General features: G+C 36.9%; 17 protein-coding genes and 1 pseudogene. 13 read left to right on the plus strand and 5 right to left on the minus strand.

The window, feature by feature from the left end; genetic code table 11:
• Nucleotides 1-245: pseudogene (locus tag V7659_RS20685) on the minus strand (cytochrome B5); the annotation flags it as partial.
• A gap of 20 nt (nt 246-265) precedes the next feature.
• A complete protein-coding gene (locus V7659_RS20690; RefSeq protein ID WP_283874774.1) occupies nt 266-415 on the minus strand; it encodes a cytochrome c oxidase subunit 2A in 150 nt (49 codons plus the stop codon).
• A gap of 701 nt (nt 416-1,116) precedes the next feature.
• On the opposite strand from V7659_RS20690, the gene V7659_RS20695 reads away from it, so the two are divergent.
• The 8 genes from V7659_RS20695 to V7659_RS20730 all read left to right on the plus strand — a co-directional run bounded on the left by V7659_RS20695 (nt 1,117) and on the right by V7659_RS20730 (nt 12,434).
• Entirely contained in the window at nt 1,117-2,205 is a 1,089-nt protein-coding gene (locus V7659_RS20695) for a type III polyketide synthase (protein ID WP_335541909.1), read from the plus strand.
• Nucleotides 2,206-2,781 (plus strand): isoprenylcysteine carboxyl methyltransferase family protein, encoded by a 576-nt coding sequence (locus V7659_RS20700; RefSeq protein ID WP_335541911.1) that lies wholly within the window; start codon nt 2,206-2,208, stop codon nt 2,779-2,781. It begins immediately after the preceding gene.
• 336 nt (nt 2,782-3,117) lie between these two features.
• Nucleotides 3,118-6,774 (plus strand): dynamin family protein, encoded by a 3,657-nt coding sequence (locus V7659_RS20705; RefSeq protein ID WP_335541913.1) that lies wholly within the window; start codon nt 3,118-3,120, stop codon nt 6,772-6,774.
• A gap of 39 nt (nt 6,775-6,813) precedes the next feature.
• Nucleotides 6,814-7,641 carry a sulfurtransferase gene (locus V7659_RS20710; protein ID WP_335541914.1) on the plus strand — a complete coding sequence of 276 codons (828 nt, stop codon included), beginning with the start codon at nt 6,814-6,816 and terminating at the stop codon, nt 7,639-7,641.
• Between the two features lie 69 nt (nt 7,642-7,710).
• Nucleotides 7,711-8,604, plus strand: a complete 894-nt coding sequence (locus V7659_RS20715; protein WP_335541916.1) for a 5'-3' exonuclease — start codon at nt 7,711-7,713, stop codon at nt 8,602-8,604.
• Nucleotides 8,605-8,752: 148 nt separating this feature from the next.
• Nucleotides 8,753-9,463, plus strand: coding sequence for a serine/threonine-protein kinase (locus tag V7659_RS20720; RefSeq protein WP_335541936.1), 711 nt, complete (start codon nt 8,753-8,755; stop codon nt 9,461-9,463).
• Nucleotides 9,464-9,514: 51 nt separating this feature from the next.
• A complete protein-coding gene (locus tag V7659_RS20725) occupies nt 9,515-10,111 on the plus strand; it encodes a kinase (protein ID WP_335541919.1) in 597 nt (198 codons plus the stop codon).
• 13 nt (nt 10,112-10,124) lie between these two features.
• On the plus strand, nt 10,125-12,434 hold the full coding sequence (locus V7659_RS20730; RefSeq protein ID WP_335541921.1) for a YheC/YheD family protein: 2,310 nt from the start codon (nt 10,125-10,127) through the stop codon (nt 12,432-12,434).
• A gap of 50 nt (nt 12,435-12,484) precedes the next feature.
• On the opposite strand, the gene V7659_RS20735 is transcribed toward V7659_RS20730, so the two are convergent.
• Complete coding sequence (locus tag V7659_RS20735; protein WP_335541923.1) at nt 12,485-13,639, minus strand: glycosyltransferase family 4 protein; 1,155 nt, start codon at nt 13,637-13,639, stop codon at nt 12,485-12,487.
• A gap of 175 nt (nt 13,640-13,814) precedes the next feature.
• On the opposite strand from V7659_RS20735, the gene V7659_RS20740 reads away from it, so the two are divergent.
• From V7659_RS20740 to V7659_RS20750, 3 genes are read left to right on the plus strand one after another with little or no spacing between them, the layout of a single operon-like run.
• Nucleotides 13,815-14,900: a YheC/YheD family endospore coat-associated protein gene (locus tag V7659_RS20740; RefSeq protein WP_335541925.1), complete on the plus strand. Its 1,086-nt coding sequence runs from the start codon at nt 13,815-13,817 to the stop codon at nt 14,898-14,900.
• Between the two features lie 25 nt (nt 14,901-14,925).
• Nucleotides 14,926-16,149 carry an ATP-grasp domain-containing protein gene (locus V7659_RS20745; protein WP_335541926.1) on the plus strand — a complete coding sequence of 408 codons (1,224 nt, stop codon included), beginning with the start codon at nt 14,926-14,928 and terminating at the stop codon, nt 16,147-16,149.
• 10 nt (nt 16,150-16,159) lie between these two features.
• A complete protein-coding gene (locus V7659_RS20750) occupies nt 16,160-17,179 on the plus strand; it encodes a YheC/YheD family endospore coat-associated protein (protein ID WP_335541928.1) in 1,020 nt (339 codons plus the stop codon).
• Between the two features lie 75 nt (nt 17,180-17,254).
• Here the strand turns inward: V7659_RS20750 and sspL are convergent, their stop codons facing one another.
• Complete coding sequence (gene sspL, locus V7659_RS20755) at nt 17,255-17,392, minus strand: small, acid-soluble spore protein L (RefSeq protein WP_335541930.1); 138 nt, start codon at nt 17,390-17,392, stop codon at nt 17,255-17,257.
• Nucleotides 17,393-17,476: 84 nt separating this feature from the next.
• Here sspL and V7659_RS20760 point away from each other — a divergent pair, with 84 nt between their 5' ends.
• A complete protein-coding gene (locus V7659_RS20760; RefSeq protein WP_144547353.1) occupies nt 17,477-17,968 on the plus strand; it encodes a divergent PAP2 family protein in 492 nt (163 codons plus the stop codon).
• Nucleotides 17,969-17,997: 29 nt separating this feature from the next.
• Nucleotides 17,998-18,279 (plus strand): DUF6123 family protein, encoded by a 282-nt coding sequence (locus tag V7659_RS20765; protein WP_335541933.1) that lies wholly within the window; start codon nt 17,998-18,000, stop codon nt 18,277-18,279.
• A 35-nt stretch (nt 18,280-18,314) separates the two neighbouring features.
• Here the strand turns inward: V7659_RS20765 and V7659_RS20770 are convergent.
• Nucleotides 18,315-19,041: DMT family transporter (locus V7659_RS20770; protein ID WP_335541935.1), on the minus strand; the 727-nt coding region annotated here is incomplete at its 5' end.

Raw genomic sequence — 19,041 nt, forward strand, 5'->3', positions numbered from 1 at the left:
GGATTATAAGAGAAGGCAGAAGCAACATAGACCAATTCATAATCCCAACCTTTGCCTTCAACCTTATGTAATCCTGGTTTATCAAATGGTTTTGTTTGATCGACTTTATCTACATTAATCGTCGTTAAACAGCTTGGCGGCTTGTTGCCAAGATAGAACGCGCTTACACCTACAGTTGTTAAGAAAACAATCAATGCGCCAATGCCAAAAGTAAGCCAAATTTTTTCGAATTTATGCATATGCATAATCTTTTCCCCCTCAATCATTAGAAACGTTCAACAAACAAGTAATAGACACTTACCCAAGTGACAACAATAAAAGCTCCTAATAAGAAAACGGACGCTAATGTCCCTTTAAGAGAAGAGCTGTCTTCAATTTCTGTTTTATTGTTTGTTTTAAGTTCCGCCTTCGCCATCCCCCGCACTCCCTTCAGAGTAATAAAATTAATGATTAGTTCTCTTTCATAATACAAAACAATTGTGATGAAAAAACAACAAATTTCACAGTTCACAAATTGTTCATTCCTTAGGTATCTACTATGTTAATATTATAAAATTGATGTAACAGTGATTTATATCACAATACCCCCGGGGTATTTGTGAATAAAATGTGAACTATCACACTTCCCCTGTGATTTAAGTAATTGAATAATCCTTCACAAACGATAAAAGACATCTTTTGGAATCAATGTCACACTCTAGGAGTTTGAAAATATGATAGTAATAAATCTTATTTTCCTCCAGAAAAGAGTGGGTTTTTGTGGAAAAATATTATTGTGATCGATGTCGGCTTTTGTATGATAATGTTGAAATTTGTAAAATTTGTGGCACGTTAGTAAAAAATAAAATTAAGATTGAAGTTCAAAAACAACCTGATAAAAAATAAATTGAGAAAAGCATAATACTTGCTATATATTAAGAAAGTTGAAATTGGAAAACATTAGCTAATGAACGAATTTAGCATCCATTATATAATTTAAGAGCACAGCAACAACCTTCAAAACGTTTGCTCCCTTTAACGTGAAACTTTGGTTTCTACCTTAAAGGGAGCTTTTTTTATGCATAATAATCTTAATTCTGGAAAAAATACCCTTACATAGCTTGAAGGAGAAAAAACATGCCAACGATTATTTCAGTTGCAGAGGTAACGCCCCCATTTGAAGTAAACCAAAATCAAGCCTCGGAGTTTGCTCGCGAGCTGTTCTCCGATTCCTTTAAGGACATTGAAAGACTTTTACGCGCGTTTCAAAATGGTCAGATTGAAAAAAGGAATTTTGTAAAAAATATTGATTGGTTTAAAGAAGATAAAACGTTTGAAGAAAAAAATACGGCTTATATTGAGTCAGCTGTTGAACTGGGAAGAGAAGCAATCGTGAAGTGTTTATATAACACTAATTTCTTAACAAGGAATATTCCCTATCAGGACATTGACGCCATTTTTTTTATTTCAACCACCGGAATTGCTACACCAAGTATCGAAGCCAGAATCATGAACTTACTTCCCTTCCAGCCTCACACCAAAAGGATTCCAATATGGGGCCTTGGTTGTGCAGGCGGTGCCGCAGGGTTATCCCGGGCCTATGAATATTGCCTTGCTTTTCCGAAAGCAAAGGTACTTGTTCTCTCAGTGGAACTTTGCAGCCTAACCTTTCAACGCAATGATCTATCGAAAAGTAATTTCATAGGTACTTCCTTATTTGCCGATGGTGTTGCCTGTGCGTTAGTTTGCGGTGATGATTCAAATTATTGTGATTACAGGAAGAAGAAGACTTCCCCCTTCATTATTGCAACTCAGTCAACACTTATGCCGGATTCCTTAGATGTGATGGGATGGGATATTAAGAGTAACGGGCTATATGTCGTTTTCTCACGTGATATTCCTCACATAATTGAAAATTGGTTAAAGCCGAATGTAACTGAGTTTTTAAAAGAAAATCATGTAAATCTTGAAACAATAAACTATTTTATTGCCCATCCTGGTGGAAAAAAGGTAATCGATGCTTATGTAAAATCATTAGAAATCCCTCCCTCAATGACAGAGGTTTCACTTGATGTGCTAAAACAGTTTGGAAATATGTCTTCAGCGACAATACTGTTTGTACTGAATCGATTCATGGAGAAAGAAATTCCAGAAGGGGCCTATGGTCTCGGTACCGCTCTAGGGCCAGGGTTTAGTTCAGAACTGCATTTAATGAGGTGGCGGTAAATGGATGGATTTCTTGTATTCGAAATCATCATTGGCTTTATTGTTCTTCAACGTGTGGTTGAACTTAGAATCGCAAAACGGAATGAAAAATGGATGAAGAAACAAGGTGCTATTGAATTTGGTAAAAATCATTATCGATTTATGGTGTTGATGCATGTACTGTTCTTCATTTGCCTAATTGCTGAAAAAGTTTATGGGAATCGGGAGCTTTCTTATTTTTGGCTAATCCTCTTATCAGTTTTCTTTGGGGCACAAATCATTAGGATTTGGGTGATTACCTCACTTGGAAGGTACTGGAATACGAAAATTATTGTCTTAAGAGATGCAAAGGTGATCAAAAAAGGTCCTTACCTTTATATTAAACATCCAAATTATTTTGTGGTTGCGATTGAATTAGCTGTCGTTCCTCTACTATTTAACTGCTATATAACGGCGTGTATTTTTACCATTCTAAATGGAATTATCCTTATGATTCGGATTCCGGAGGAAGAAAAAGCCCTTAAGGAACTGACTGAGTATGAGTGGAGATTCCAGGACTGTAATCGCTTTCTTCCTAAAGTTGTTAAAAAAGTGTGACAATTAGAAAAGGACTATTGAAAATGATTATCAGTTATGTTAAACTTTGATTAACAATGAAAATCATTCTCAACAACCTTGATAAGGAAGGTGTTACATATGACTTTTGCTTTAGTTAGCGGAACGGTTATTATTTATGCATTTGTCATGAAGCACGTTTTAAAAAACGTTACCCATTGAAATGAATATCTATTTTTTTGAGCCAAGGTTGTTAATCTTGGCTTTTTGTCGTTTTTGGGAAAAATTTGTTTTAAGCAAATGAAGTGTCAGGATAGGAAAAGTATGAATTATCGTATAAAATAAAAAATATTACAAAGTTGTTAAGGGGAATAAGTAATGGTAAAAATAGCGAACCAAGAAGAAGCCATCCAGACATTGAAATCGAAGATCGTTTCACTATATGAATATTTAATGGATCAAGAGGATTTTGAACATGCCAAAAAAATTAAGCAATTAGCCAAAAAGCTAGAAAACAGAGAGTTTCTGATTGCCTTTTGCGGTCATTTTTCTGCTGGAAAATCGACAATGATTAACCAACTTGTGGGTGAAAAATTACTGCCATCAAGCCCGATTCCCACCAGTGCAAATCTGGTGAAGGTAAAAGCAGGCGAAGATTATGCTAAGGTCTTTTTTAAAAATGAAACACCTCGAATTTATTTAGCCCCTTATGATTATGAATTAGTAAAGAATTATTGTAAAGACGGCGACCAAATCGAAGAAATCGAAATAAGTCACAGTGATACAGGGCTGCCTGATCATACAGTCATTATGGATACACCTGGCATTGATTCAGCTGACGATGCCCACCGAATCGCAACGGAGTCGGCCATCCATCTTGCTGATTTGATTCTTTATGTAATGGATTATAACCATGTCCAAGCAGAGTTAAATTTTTTATTTACAAAGGAATTGACTGAAGCTAGGAAAGAAGTTTACTTAGTCATAAACCAAATTGATAAACACAAGGATGAAGAACTAAGTTTTCTGGAGTTTCAAAACAGCGTATTAGATTCGTTTGCTTCATGGGGAGTAAAACCGGCAAGGATTTTTTATACCTCCTTAAAGCATGAAACCCATCCCTTCAATGAATTTTCTGATCTTCAAGGATTTATTGCAGATAAATTGGCGTCTAAAGACCAATTATTAGTTCCATCCATTTTTCAATCCTTAAAGAAAATTAGCCATGATCATATCCAGCAACGACGGAAATTGGATCAGGAGGAGTTAGCACCAGTCCTTGCGATTCTGAATGAATTATCTGAGGCAGAACAAAGTACATTGACAAATGCGACTGAAGAAGTGGAAGGAAATCTCAATACATTAAAAGAAGGGGTTGCAGGAACGGAGAAAGAATTTGATCATCAAATTGCCCAAATCCTTAAAAACGCCTATCTGATGCCTTTTCAAACCAGAGAATTGGCTGAAAGTTATTTGGAATCATGTCAGCCAGAATTTAAAATTGGATTTTTATTTTCTAAGCAAAAAACAGCAGAAGAGAGAAAGGTAAGGCTAGAACGTTTTCACCATGATATCCTTGATAAAACGAAAACTCAGCTTGAATGGCATGTCCGTGAATTTTTACTGAGCACATTAAAAGAAATAGGGCTTGATGAAGGGGAACTGCAGGGATTGGCGCAGTCTTATTCCATCGAAGTTCCGACAAGTCTTTTAACGGAAGCAGTAAAGTCGGGGGCCCGAGTATCTGGTGAATATGTATTACACTATACAGAAGATGTGGCCAATGAAATTAAAAGACTGGCACGAATCCAACTCACGACTTTTAAAGAAGAGTTTCTTAAAGCATTAAAGGAACGAACGGCCAGATTAATAGAAAAATATGAACAAGAACTCAATAAAACGGATCGGTATGTTAAGGCATTAACAGAATTAAATAAATCTCAGCAGAAAATTACCTTGATGGAATCAAAAATCGAAAAGTTATTAACAACGGATGATGTGCTCAAAGAAGATAGCCATCATCTTTTTGAACAGGATGAAGAAGAATTTGAAGTGGTCAGGGCCCAGCCAACAACCAGCACTCGTGTAACTGCCACCACTACTTCTACGCCTGAAACTGTTGATCAATCCATAGTTACGGAACCGGAAGTTAATGCATCGAATGAGCATTTAATAAGAACAGTAGAACGTCTCAGTCAGACTTCAACATTAATCAAAGACATTCCAGGATTTCAAAAGCTCTCAGCGGAATTAGTGGAAAAAGCAGAAAGACTTGCAAACAAAGGATTTACCGTCGCATTATTTGGTGCTTTCAGTGCAGGTAAATCTTCCTTTGCCAATGCACTTATGGGTGAAAAAGTTCTACCTGTTTCACCAAATCCTACCACTGCTGCGATTAATAAAATTAAACCAGTTACGGAAAATCATCCTCATGGCACAGTGCTTGTTAAATTTAAAGATGCATCAGCCATGCTGGAAGATGTTAATCGTTCTTTAAAAGTATTTGAACTTCAGGTTGCAGATTTAGAAGATGCATCCAAGAAAATAAATCAGATTATGCTGCAAACAGGCCAAGAAGGCGGTGTGTTGGAAAAGACCCATTATGCCTTCTTGCAGGCATTTATGAAAGGCTATGCATCATATGGGAATTTATTAGGAACCGTTCTCGAAACGGATGTTGCTGAATTTAGCGAGTTCGTCGCAAAAGAAGAAAAATCCTGCTATGTCGAATGGATCGAGCTCTATTATGATTGTGAGTTAACCCGAAAAGGCATCACACTTGTTGATACACCTGGAGCGGATTCTATCAATGCCCGTCATACTGGGGTAGCCTTTGATTATATTAAAAATTCAGATGCTTGTTTCTTTGTTACTTATTACAACCATGCTTTTTCTAAAGCCGACCGTGAATTCTTAATCCAACTGGGACGTGTGAAGGAATCATTCCAAATGGATAAAATGTTCTTTATTATCAATGCAATCGATCTCGCTGAGAGTGAAGAAGAGAAGGAAACGGTGATTGATTATGTTGAGGATCAACTTAGCAAATATGGGATAAGAAATCCTCATCTTTATCCTGTGTCTAGTTTGCTAGCCTTAATGGAAAAAACGGATTCTAATCCAACCTTTGAATCAGGAATGAATAAATTTGAACAGGCATTTTATCAATTTATTACCAATGAATTAACAGTAATGGCTATTTCTTCAGCAGAAAAGGAAGTAACTCGTGTCCATGATTTAATCACAAATCTGATTCAGAGTTCACAAGAAGATCAATCGGTTAAAGAGAAAAAACGTGAGGATATTAGAAACCAGCAAGCGCGTATTCAAGAGTTATTTACAAACCAAACAGTTGGAAATTTACAAAACCGTTTGCATCAAGAAGCAAATGAGTTGGTTTATTACATTAAGAAGCGGGTATTCTTACGCTTCGGGGATTTCTTTAGGGAGTCATTTAATCCAAGCGCCCTAAGGGATGATGGACGTAATTTAAAAAAGGTTTTACAAGGAGCTTTGGATGAATTTCTCGAAAGTCTAGGGTTTGATTTTGCTCAAGAAATGAGAGCTACTACTGTGCGAATTGAGCGCTTTTCGGAAAAACAATTGGCTGATTTCCAATCAGGTCTTATTCGGAATCTCCAAGAAATTAATCCTGACCTCTCCTTTTCAGCATTTGAAGTGGAGCATAAAGCAACAATCGAATTTCCAAATGCATTTAAAAATATAGATAAACAAGTATTTACGAAAGCAATGTCTTATTTTAAAAATCCAAAATCCTTCTTTGAAAAAAATGAAAAGAAACTAATGAGTGATGAACTTAATCAAGTACTGGATATGCCTGCAGAGGAATATTTAGCAGAGGAAGCGAAACGATTAAATAGTCACTATAGCGATGAAATCGCAAAGGAATTCAATCGCCTATTAGAACAAATGATCGAACAAGTAAACGATTTTTATTTAAGCCATCTCTCGGCCTTAGACGGCGGAATCTCTATTGAATTTTTAAAGGATATCCAAACAAAGTTGGCGGATTAGATTTTAATGGGAAGTAACAGATTCGAGGAGGATGAACTAGTGAAATATATTAAAGATCAGGAATGGGTTCTAGAATGCTTAAATGAGAGCAACCTCAGGATCATCGACTGCCGGTTTTCATTAGCTGAACCAGAAAAAGGCAAGCAAGAATACTTACAAGGTCATCTTCCCGGGGCAGTGTTCTTTGATTTAGAAAAAGACCTTTCAAGTCCGAAACAAACCTATGGCGGCAGGCATCCAATGCCTGTTCTAGAAGAATTTATCTCCAAACTTGAGAATGCAGGTATTGATGAAAACAAACTAGTTGTTGCCTATGACTTTGGTGAAGGAGCGTATGCTGCTCGTTTTTGCTGGATGCTACAATACCTCGGTCATGGAAATGTCTATGTACTTGATGGCGGATATAAAAGCTGGATAGAAGCATCTTACCCTGTAACTAAGGAAATTTCAGCTTTTGAAAAAACTAAATTCCATTTCAAGGTTCAACCAGAATTGCTGGCAACAACGGACGAAGTAAAAGAAGTAGTTGAAAAACATTTAAATAATAAAATCTTAATCGATTCGCGTGAAGAAAAGCGCTTTTTAGGTATAGAGGAACCAATTGATAAAAAAGCTGGGCATATTCCTGGAGCAATCAATAAGCCATGGATGGAAGGATTAAATGAGAGGTACTATAAACCTGCTGAAATCCAAAAACAAAGGTTCAAAAATCTCGACCCTGCAAAGGAAATGATTGTATACTGCGGATCAGGGGTGACAGCTGCCCCAAATTACTTAGCCTTGAAAGAAGCAGGTTTTGAGAAAGTAAAGCTCTATATTGGAAGCTTTAGTGATTGGATCTCATATGAGGATAATAAAATAGAATAATATTTTGGGGCAACTTATGTTATAATGTAAATCGTGTTGTTTTTAAACACCTAACTTAGGAGGTCCAAAATGACGAATCAAAAACCTTCACTGATGCTTGTTGATGGAATGGCCTTGTTATTCCGTGCTTTTTACGCTACCGCAGTTACTGGACAATTTATGATAAATTCAAAAGGAACACCTACAAATGGAATTCATGGCTTTGTGAAGCATTTATTCACGGCAGTAAATTCCTTCAAGCCCACACATCTTGCAGTTTGTTGGGATATGGGAAGTAAGACCTTCCGTACGGAATTGTTTGCTGATTATAAAGGGAATCGGGGTGAAGCTCCGGTTGAGCTTATCCCGCAGTTCGATTTAGTAAAAGAGGTTGTTGCCTCTTTTGATATACCCAATATCGGACTAGCTGGATACGAAGCCGATGATTGCATTGGAACCATTGCCAATCAATCCAAAGACTACGCACATGTCTCGATCCTAACGGGTGATCAAGATATGCTGCAGCTGCTTGATGACAGTATTTCCGTAATTTTGTTAAAAAAGGGTTATGGGAATTATCTTGTGCATACGCCAGAAACCTTTTTGGAAGAGAAGGGGATTACTCCACGGCAAATGATCGATTTAAAAGCTCTGATGGGGGATACTAGCGATAACTATCCTGGAGTAAGAGGAATAGGGGAAAAGACCGCTCTTAAGCTCTTAAAGGAGTTCGACCATGTTGAGGGTATTATCTCCAATTTAGAACGTTTATCTAAATCCAATAAGACTAAAATTGAACAGGATTTAGAAATGCTCCACTTATCGAGAATACTTGCAGAAATAAAATGTGATGTTCCCGTTAGTTGTGCCTTGGATGAGGCAGGCCTAAGAATAGAAAAAGAGAAAGCATTGAATAAGTTAATGGAATTAGAACTCCGGGGATTGCAGCGCCTGCTGCCAATAGACGAAGTGTTTGTTTCATAAAAAAATGAGGTTGNNCAACCTCATTTTTTTATGGATAAACATACAGGAATTCTTGTCTCACTAGTAATATGATATAAAAAAGCATGGTTACCTACTTGTATTCGAAGGAGGAGCTAAATTCGAAAAGTATTCACTGGATCATCGAGTCATTGGGAAAGGCGCAACTAGTCTCGTCTTTTATGGTCAAAATGACCAAAACGAGAGGGTAGTAATAAAAAAGGTCGCAGACAAGAGCGAAGCAGAACAAGAAAGCAGCATTCTTAAAAGGTTACCGATTCATAAACATATCATCACCTGGTTAGACTTTTTTGTTGAAAATCAAACGGGGTATATTGTTTTCTCCCATCATGACGGGGTGAGGCTTGGTCATTTTAAAAAGGGAATTATCCATGATCAACAAATTGCTGTTCAAATTACAATTAACATCCTTGAGGGTTTAAAGGTGATTCACCAACAGGGGATTCTCCATTGCGATATTACTCCACATAACGTGTTAATAAGCAACAATGAACCTGGATCAGTCAAAATTATTGATTTTGGCTCTGCTGTCCGTACTGACGAGTTCGGAGAATATAAAGGAAATCATAAGGGAGCAACGAGATGGTACCGGCCGCCTGAACTTAAGAAAGTAAATGATATCTTTACCGCCGACTTAAATACCAGCTCTGATTTATATAGTGCTGCCTGTATTTGTTTGTACTTGTTAACGGGTCAAGCACCCTTTAATAAAAAACAGGCATGCGAACAGATAATCAATCAAGACCTTCAAAAGATCCTTCGTAAAGCAACTAGAAAAAATAAAAAGAAACGGTTTCAATCCGCACAGGAACTTATTGATGCGCTTTTACCCTTCTCATAATTGGGGTAATTCCTGATTTGTTCTGAGTTTAAGGTAAAGGAGAAAATGCAAGTGGATGATTTTACCCAAATTGTTGTTACACCTGGAAAGCCTGTTCAGGTCTCTATTAATCCAACCCCCTATCCCTTGATTGGAAAAGGATTGCAAGGTGCAGTATTCAAGTTATCTGACGACCGCGTTGTAAAGATCTATTCCAAAAAAATTTATTGTCTTCGAGAAAAACTAGTTTTGGAGCAAGTCGGTGAGAAATCAACGATTATCCCAGCAGTTTATGAATCAGGGGAAAATTATATTATTATGGAATACTTAAACGGCCCCTCGTTGCAAGAATATCTTGAAGAATCCAACATGATTTCTGAAGAATTAACAAGGGAAATTCTAAATCTAATTACTGAACTGAAAAGCTTACAGTTTCTGCGCATTGATTTTTCCTTGCGCCACACTATCTTTGATAAAGAGGGCAAATTGAAAATTATCGATCATGTTAATTCGTTTAGAATTCAAAGAACGTACCCGAAACGGCTTTTCAAGGATTTAAAACAATTAGGTCTTTTAACATCATTTTTCGACCACGTCCGCCATCTTGAACCTGAATACTATGAACAATGGAAGAATTTCGTTGAAAAGATAATAGACTTAAAAGATTGAAGGAGACAATTATATGGATGAACCGTTAATTGGTATCATATTACCAAAACGTCAATGGAATAGATTTGCACAAAAAAAATTGGAAGAGGAAGACTCTTTTGTTTATCAATATGCTAAAACAGGCGAAGAGTTAAATCTGGGAATACTATTTTTTAATATAGATGAGTTACGTGTGAACGAGCACAGTGGGCAAGCCTTTACCATTAGAGGTGAGGAAATCGATTTATTAGGTTTCGTTTCCATCCCTCCCATAATGTATAATCCAACCATTTATCATAAAAAAAAATATAATAAAACCATCTTTGAACTAGCAAAGCAAACAGATACTATTGTGATAAATGAACAGAATAATCTTAAGAAAAAGCCTTTTCTAGACTTAATGAAGACACATCCTGCTCTAATTGATGTTGTGAGGATAGACGATCATCCTAAACAAACATCAATATGTTTTTATGTATTAGGCCAAAAAGATTGTCATCATCAATGGACGACCCCTATTGTTTATGCTAAGGTGGAGGATAAAATTTATACCTTAGAGGAAGCTTATTCGCTTTTTTCGGACCATCAACAACTGGAAGATGAAACCAAAGAAAACCTTTATGAAGTTAGTCACTGTATATTAGAAATACTCCATTATTATTACCCTGGTATATATGAAATCGGTCTTAAATATGTCATGATGGAGAATGGCGAAATTCAAATTCAATCCACCTGTCCCATTTTTAACATTATTAAAGACATCAGTTACCGCCATGAAAAATTAGCTGTAACGCTCCTTCAGTGGCCAATTGAGTTAGCAAAGGCACTCATCTTGATAAAGGATAAAGAAAAAATGGAATCAAACTTCCTGCAATACAATGAAGCACCAAACAATGATCAATTCACCTCTATTGGAGAAAATTTAAGGTTGGTCGAAGAAAATGTGTGGGTCAAATTTAAGGTTTTCCAGGGTGATGAAATAATGATGAATTTACCTGACCGAATAACTGAACGCTGGAGAGATAAGCCGAATGTCGTAAAGTTTGGTGTCATAGAACAGCCATGCTGCTTTGGTATTTATGAAGACGCGATTCCGCTTCGAGATAATTCCTATCAAAATCCAATTGAATTGTTTGTTTCCCACACTTTAGTAGAAAGCATGCATCTTCCTACAGACTTAGTTTATCAAATAAAATTTTCAGAGGGCAAAGCAATCATCGGACCAACAATCGGGTTGTTATTAGGTGAAAAAAACCAGGTGTTTAATTTGAATTATATGGAAAAGTTCAATGATCGCTTTGGTGAATATCATCTCTTTGGCGGCGTAACGATTGCCTTTTCCCCGCGTTCCGTCGATTGGGAAAAGAGAATAGCTTACGGAATGGTATATGAACCCGAAAATAAGCAATGGCGCTATGATTCTACCCCCATCCCCGCTACCATTTACCGTCGGAATTTCCATCAAAAGCAGGAAAGCATAAAAAAACTTATCGATTTAACAGATAATCAGTTATTTAACTCATACCACTTTAAAAAGTCAGATCTTTATTTATTAAAAAATCATCCAGATATCAATCAGCACTTACCATCCACTTATCTTTTAAATGACATCGAAGAATTAATTGATTTTTTAAAAGAAAAAAAGAAGATTATCTTAAAGCCGGTTAGCTTATCAAGAGGACGTGGAATATTTATCTTAGAATTTACTAATGAATTCGAAGGTTTTAGTTTATTTGATTATCGAACTAACACAAAGGTCCAACACAGACGGAAGGATATAGAAGGCTTACAAGCATTGTTAGAGGAAATTGGAATTCTTGACCAAGACTATTTATATCAAACTTACATTCCGTTATTAAAAGTAAACAACCGCGCACTGGATGTAAGGGTGGTAATGCAAAAATATAACAAACGGAAATGGCAATGTACAGGAATCGAATGCAGAGTAGCACGGGAAGATGAGGACCTAACCAATATTGCTCGAGGCGGAGAAGCCATGACATTGGAAGCCGTCATCAAGAATTCCAAAAAAGGTCTTAATTATACGCAGGTTAATGGGAACATTTTAAATGTTTGCGACAGATTTTGCCGGATCATGGATCAAACGAATCAACATTTCGCTGAATTTGGTATTGATATTGCCTTAGATGAATGGGGCTTCCCTTGGATATTAGAGGCAAATATTTATCCAAGCTTTAAAGGTTTTAAGACACTAGATTACGATTCGTACTTGAAAATTCGTTATCAGCCATTTCTTTATGCTGTACAAATTCAAGGGTTTCAGATCCTGGATGATGAATCAATTGGGAAGAGCCTATTCTTCGGAGAAAAAGCCAATTTATAAATAGAGAACGTCCCCTTAGTGCTGAAAGGGACGTTCTATTAATTTTCAAATCATATTTGATTATACAATTGGTAGAGACGGCTCGTACTTTTCTCCCAGGTGAAGTTTTCATACACTCTATTTACAGAGTTTATACCTAATTGTTTTAGGATATTCGGGTTGTTCAAGAGATGAATTACATATTTCGCTAATTCTGCTTCTAGATTTTCAGTATTGATCAAATATCCTGTATTTCCATGGTCAATTACTTCGGGCATTCCTCCTATATTTGTTGCAATAACAGGGACCCCGCATGCCATAGCTTCCACATTAACTAAACCAAATGCCTCATGTCCGATGGAGGGGACTAACACAATATCTGCCGCTTTAAACCAGACGTGAATTTCATCATGCGGAATATACGATAAAAACCTGACATGATTAGGAAATTCCTTCGCTAACCTATACATACGTTCCACATAATTCGTTTTCCGGTCAGAACCATAAAACGCACTTCCCGCAATGACTAATAGGGTGTCAGGCACCGCTTGAATAATTGCAGGCATGGCTCGGAGTATTTTTTCCACCCCTTTTATCTTTCTTAACCGTCCGACAAATAAGAGGATTTTTCTTCCTTCAAGGTTCAATTGCTGCGCAACTTTCTTACTTTCACTCATTTGGTTTGTTGACCATTTTGATTGAAATTGATTCGTATCCACTCCTAAATGATTGATAAATATTTTAGCAGATTCACAACCGGTTTGATGTATTAAATGGTTTTTAAGGAAATGGCTGTTGACAATAATTTTATCAACTTGCTGAAGACAACTGATTAACTCTTCCTTCGCAATATGGGATGTGGAGATAAACTTAGTTGAATGGAGCGATAACAATATCTGGGTTCTTGGAAATATTTTACGGATGAGGGGGATGAAGTTAGGGCGATTTTCAATTTGAATGATATCGGGTTTGAGTTTGGATAGAGCTGAACTTATCTTGGTGAGGTACCTGGTCCACTCCCGATAAACATACCGGTGGTAAGTAATATTGCCTCGTTTTTCGGATGAGGGCAATTCTCTGGTCTTTTTCCCAAAAATAGTGAACTCTACATCGGTCTGAAGTGCCTTTGTTAGCATATCTACAACTGTTTCAACCGAACTTGAACGAGGGGACGGAATTGGGAATGTTCCTGGCGTAATGATTGCTACCTTTGGCTTTATTCTCATATTGCAAACCACCTCCTAGATGAATGTAAGTTAGTGTATTCAATTATTTATTTAATGTTTCAAATAAAATTGGGTGTTTGTCTTTCCAGATATACAATTTATGCATCTTATAATAAGTAGCAGTTTATTTATACTGCCGGAACGTAAACCCTATTCATAAGGCGGGGAAATTGACTTGGAAACACAATTTATCGGAATATTATTAAGCTCACAAATATATCGTAAACTTACCAATGGTAAGAATCCACAAGTTCTCTCTTTTTACGAGGAGGCAGGGAAAATTAATCACATCATTCCCGTCTTCCTGCGATTGGAAGATTTACAACCTGGAGAGCCAGAGACAGCGGGTTATGTATTGGATGCTGATGGGAAGTATCGGTTTAGGACTATTCCTAAACCATGGGTGATTCATAATCGTGGATACCAATGTACGAAAGCTGCCAAGATACAGATTAAAAGACTACAAGATGAAGGAATTATTCTTTTTAATGAATGGAATCATTATGGAAAACTCAAAATTCATAAGTTGTTATCGGAAAGTGAAGAACTGAGACCACATCTCCCAGAAACTGTTCCCTTTGATCAAATAAATATGATGCACATGATGGAAAAATATCGGGAGTTAATCCTTAAACCAAGCAGCGGCACATTTGGTAAACGTAATATGAAAGTAACACGCCTGAGCGATACAGAATGGGTACTTTCCTATCCATACAAGGACATATGGTTGGAAGAAGTTCTTCCAATGGAACAAATTCCATTAAAAATAAATTCTTTGAACATTCTAGGGAAATTTCTCATCCAGGAGAGAATTGTACTAGCAGAATATAATAACAATCCATTTGACCTTCGGGTATCTGTTCAACGAAATGGAGAGGGAGAATGGCAAGTGACCGGTATCGTTGGAAAAGTAGCAAAAACAGGACATTTCGTTACAAATGTTGCGAGAGGTGGTACCTGCGTTGTTCTAGAAGAGATTATAAAAGACATCCCACATCTTAATGAAAAACAGATAGTTGCTGACGTGGAACGTTTTTCGATCAGCATTGCGCGAAAATTAGAACAACATCTTACAAACCTGGCCGATATTGGTCTCGATATCGGGATTACAAGTGAAGGTATTCCGATGTTTATTGAGTGTAATGCGCGTGACCTAAGGTTAGCCTTTCGTGAGGCATTATTGTTTGAAACCTGGAGAGAAACCTATATTACACCAATAAGTTATGGGAAATATTTATTAGCCAAAAGAAATGACCAATAATTAAACACAGAGGAAGTAGGTTGGTATGCAAACCATTGTCTTTATTGGAAGTAATAAGTCTGGAACGAGCCGTGAAGCACTAAGCATTTCAAACACAATGGGCTATTATACGGTCCTATTAACAAACAGAAAAGAATTTATAAAACAGAGAGAGGAATTCCAAGAAGTCCATCGTATGGTGTATGTTGAAAATTTACTGGATAAAGAGATAGTTTTTACAATTGTTCGTGAACTTGAAAAAGATCATAAACAAATCTGCGCGGTTATAAGTTTCATTGACCCGTTTGTCTCGTTTGCTGCACGAATCTCGGCTGAATTAGGACTTTATCAAATGTCTACGGATGCATTGGCTATCATGGAGGAGAAAACAAGATTTCGTGAACAACTTAAAACGCTTCCTGTTTCACCAAGATTTACTGTATTTCATGGGGAACAGTCCATTTTGCGATGTGTAGAGGAATATCAAGATTATTTACCACTCATCTTAAAGTCACCTGTTTCCAACGGATCAAAGGATGTATTATTAGTTGAAACATCACTTGAATTTAAAAAAGGATTAGGATATTTAACAAAAAAGTTCCCATCTTTCCCAATACTTATTGAAGAATATCTAATTGGGAACCAATACTTAATTGAAGTCATTGTTAAGGATGGGCTAATTTCTTTAGTGGCTATTATTGAACAAGAGGTCAACACAGGGGAACGCTTTATCATAACTGGGTATAGTTTCCCGGCTACCTTGGAGAATGAGGCCTTCGAAGCTTTACACCTAGCGGTTGCAAGTATTATTCAAACACTTGGATTAGTAAATGGAACTTGTCACTTAGAAATGAGGCTCATTAAAGGAGAATGGAAGTTAATTGAGATTAATCCGAGAATGTCAGGCGGAGCAATGAATAGAATTATTCAAGAGGGAACAGGAATTAATCTAGTCAAAGAAACCCTAAAACTCTTTTTAGGTGAAGAACTAAATCTAGAAAAATCGAAGAGGAATTATGTATTTGCCAAATTCCTTACCATCAATACGCGCGGGCGGCTCATTAAGGTAGTAGGGAAAAATAAGGCAGCTGATTATAAGGGTGTAAAGGAAGTTTATGTGAAACCGCGAAAAGGTGCAATATTGACAAAGCCATATTCGCTAGGTGATCGTTATGCCTATGTAATCGCCTCAGCTGATACCCCCGAACAGGCCAAAGAGATTGCATTGACTGCATCGAAAGAAATTAAATTTTACTTAGAGCCACTATAGGGATGTGAGAATGTTGAAGGCAATCGGGATGCTTCACTTCCGGAAAAAACCGACAGAGGTTAAGAAAGCTTATCCTTTTGCAGCAGTTGCAAAAATGGAGGGAATTCCTTTCTATTATTTTACTTTCAATAATGTTAATTTTCATACCCTGAAAATTAATGGATGGGAATACAATCAAGGCGAATGGACTGAAACCGTAATAGACTTCCCAACTGTTATCATAAATAGCTGCAACCCTAAATCTAGAAAGCAATCTGACATCTTGAAAAAATTGAAGAAATATGCGATTTTTACCAGTTTTCCAGTTGGAAATAAACTCAAAGTATATAATAAAGTTCTTCAAGCAAAAGAATTCTCCAGTTTCCTCATTCCATCCACTAATGTAAGGAATGCCGTAGAATGTATTAGTTTTCTCCAAGAAAACCCTCGTGCTGTCATCAAGCCTTTAACAGGAAATCAAGGCAAACAGATCTTGTTTATCGAAAAAGTGAATGAGCAGCAACTTTACCAATTAGTTGACGGTGAGCAAGTTCACACTCTTGACCAAAAAGATTTAGAAAGTATGCTGACTGATCTGATTTGCAAACGTAAATATTTAATGCAGCCTTTTGTTGAGTGTAAAACAAAAACAGGACTAACCTATGATTTTCGCTTGCATGTCCAAAAAAATGGCCTGGGAATTTGGGAAATAAATTTAATCTACCCTCGAATCAGCGGTAACGGTAAATTAATTAGTAATATAAGCAGCGGAGGATATCGTGGCGATTTAGAACCATTTCTTTTACTTGAATTTGGTGATGAATCAAATCAAGTTAAAGCAGATCTTGAGCATTTTGCTCTATCATTTTGTGCCCATTTTGATACATTATATGAACATTCTTTTGATGAACTAGGCATTGATATTGGTATCGATCAACAAAAAAGGCTTTGGATCTTTGAAGTAAATTGGAGACCAGGCTGCAAACATCGCGAGTTTGAAGTAGCTAGGCGTTTAATTCCCTATTGTAAGTTTCTTGCTAATTTTACCTGATCCGATGAAACTGGCTGTCAATCGATTGGCAGTCAGTTTCATATGGTGGATAAGGTAAGCGGGTGTTTCCGCTTTTTATTTTGTATTTTTCTTTTTAGCGGCATTTTCTAATTTACTTTTTGGTTCTTCGGCAAACTCGGCATCTTGACCATAGCCTTGAGGATTAACCCCTGGTGCTTTCACGCCTCGATTTACATGTCCATTTTTACTCATCTACGTCACCTCCCACTTTTTTTAGTATTTCCAGTTGGAATAATAAAACTCAGGAATTCGAACAATAGTAGCAGGGGTGATTTGATGAACAAAGGTGTTTATTTAGCGCTTTTTAGCATAGGACTAGCACAAGGAATGAAAATTCCGATTCACTATATAAAAGAGAAAGAATGGCGCCCTGAACTGTTCTTTGGAACCGGTGGGATGCCTAGTTCGCATTCAGCCGGGGTTTCTACCTTAACGACCTATATTGCCATGCAGCGTGGCCTGCCAACCTTTGATTTTGCCCTTTCCCTTATCTATGGATTAATTGTCATGTATGATGCACAAGGAGTTAGGAGACAAACAGGGGAATTAACCTTAAAGGTAAATTCCATGAATGAGTTAATTGAAAAAATCCATAAAGAGGAAAGCGTTGAATTTAAACAGGATTCTCCAAAAAAGTTAAAAGAGATGTTAGGTCATGAACCAGAAGAGGTTGTTGGTGGGGCCATTCTAGGTGTTTTGGTGGGAGTCATTGGTCACTTATGTACAAAAAAGAATAGAAAATTATCAAAATTTAAGTTAAGATTTTAAAGGGATGTTCAGAGTTTGTTGGGAGAGGGATGGCAAAGTCAGTGGGATCAGTCGAAGATTATTTGCATCACTTGAAAGGAAAGGGTTTTCAATTCCAAGAGGATGCAATTGGGTTTATTTTCTTTGGGAAACACTATACAAATGCTTCAGATGAAATGATTAATACGGCCATTGAGATGACTCTTAAAGCACAAAGAAGTTTTGATGGAAGTTTTTACGTATCATTATTAGAAACCTTAATTTCAAACAAGATCAGCACAAGAAAAGAAGCGATACGATTTGTTAAAGAAAAGGAACTATTGGTGATATAAACATGAGAAAACTCCCTTTTTATAGGGAGTTTTTTTTATGAAACTTTATCTTCAATACCCTTACTTCTTTTAAGTAAAGTAATTTTTTGGGTTGGAAGTTCGGCAAATATCATGCCTGCAAATATAAGGAAACAGCCTACTAAAGCACTATAGGATAGTCGTTCATGGGCCCAATAAAACCCTGTAATAGCAGCAAATACCGGCTCCATCGCAAAAATCAAGGCTACTCTTGTTGCTGAAGTATACTTTTGAAAATTGGTCTGAATTAAAAAGGCCAGGGCCGTCGCGAACAAGCTCGTGATGATTAAGGCAATGAGCACCTCTTGTTTAAATAGGATCTCGGGATTAAATGACTTCCTCCAATCTTCAAAAAGGAAAGAGGATACAATCGAAAGAAAAGCTACGGTTGTAATTTGAATAACCGTTAACAGCAGTGTTGGATATTTATTGCTAAATTTGCCAGTATAAATAATTTGAAGGGCAAAACTGATCGCACAAATGAAAACAAATCCATCTCCCTTATTTAATGCAGTAACATCAGTCATTGTCAGCAAAAATAAACCAATCGTCGCTGTCAACACACCTAAGACTGCATTTCTGGTGGGAAACTGTTTTAATAACATCATGGAAAACAATGGGACGAGGACAACGTTTAGCCCTGTTATAAATCCTGCTTTAGAAGAAGTTGTATATAATAGCCCGATGGTTTGCGTAGCATACCCAAGAAATAGCCAAAATCCGATGAAAACACCGGATAAAAGT

Origin of the sequence: Neobacillus drentensis (assembly GCF_036966985.1) — a bacterium.
Lineage (GTDB): Bacteria > Bacillota > Bacilli > Bacillales > Cytobacillaceae > Neobacillus > Neobacillus drentensis_E.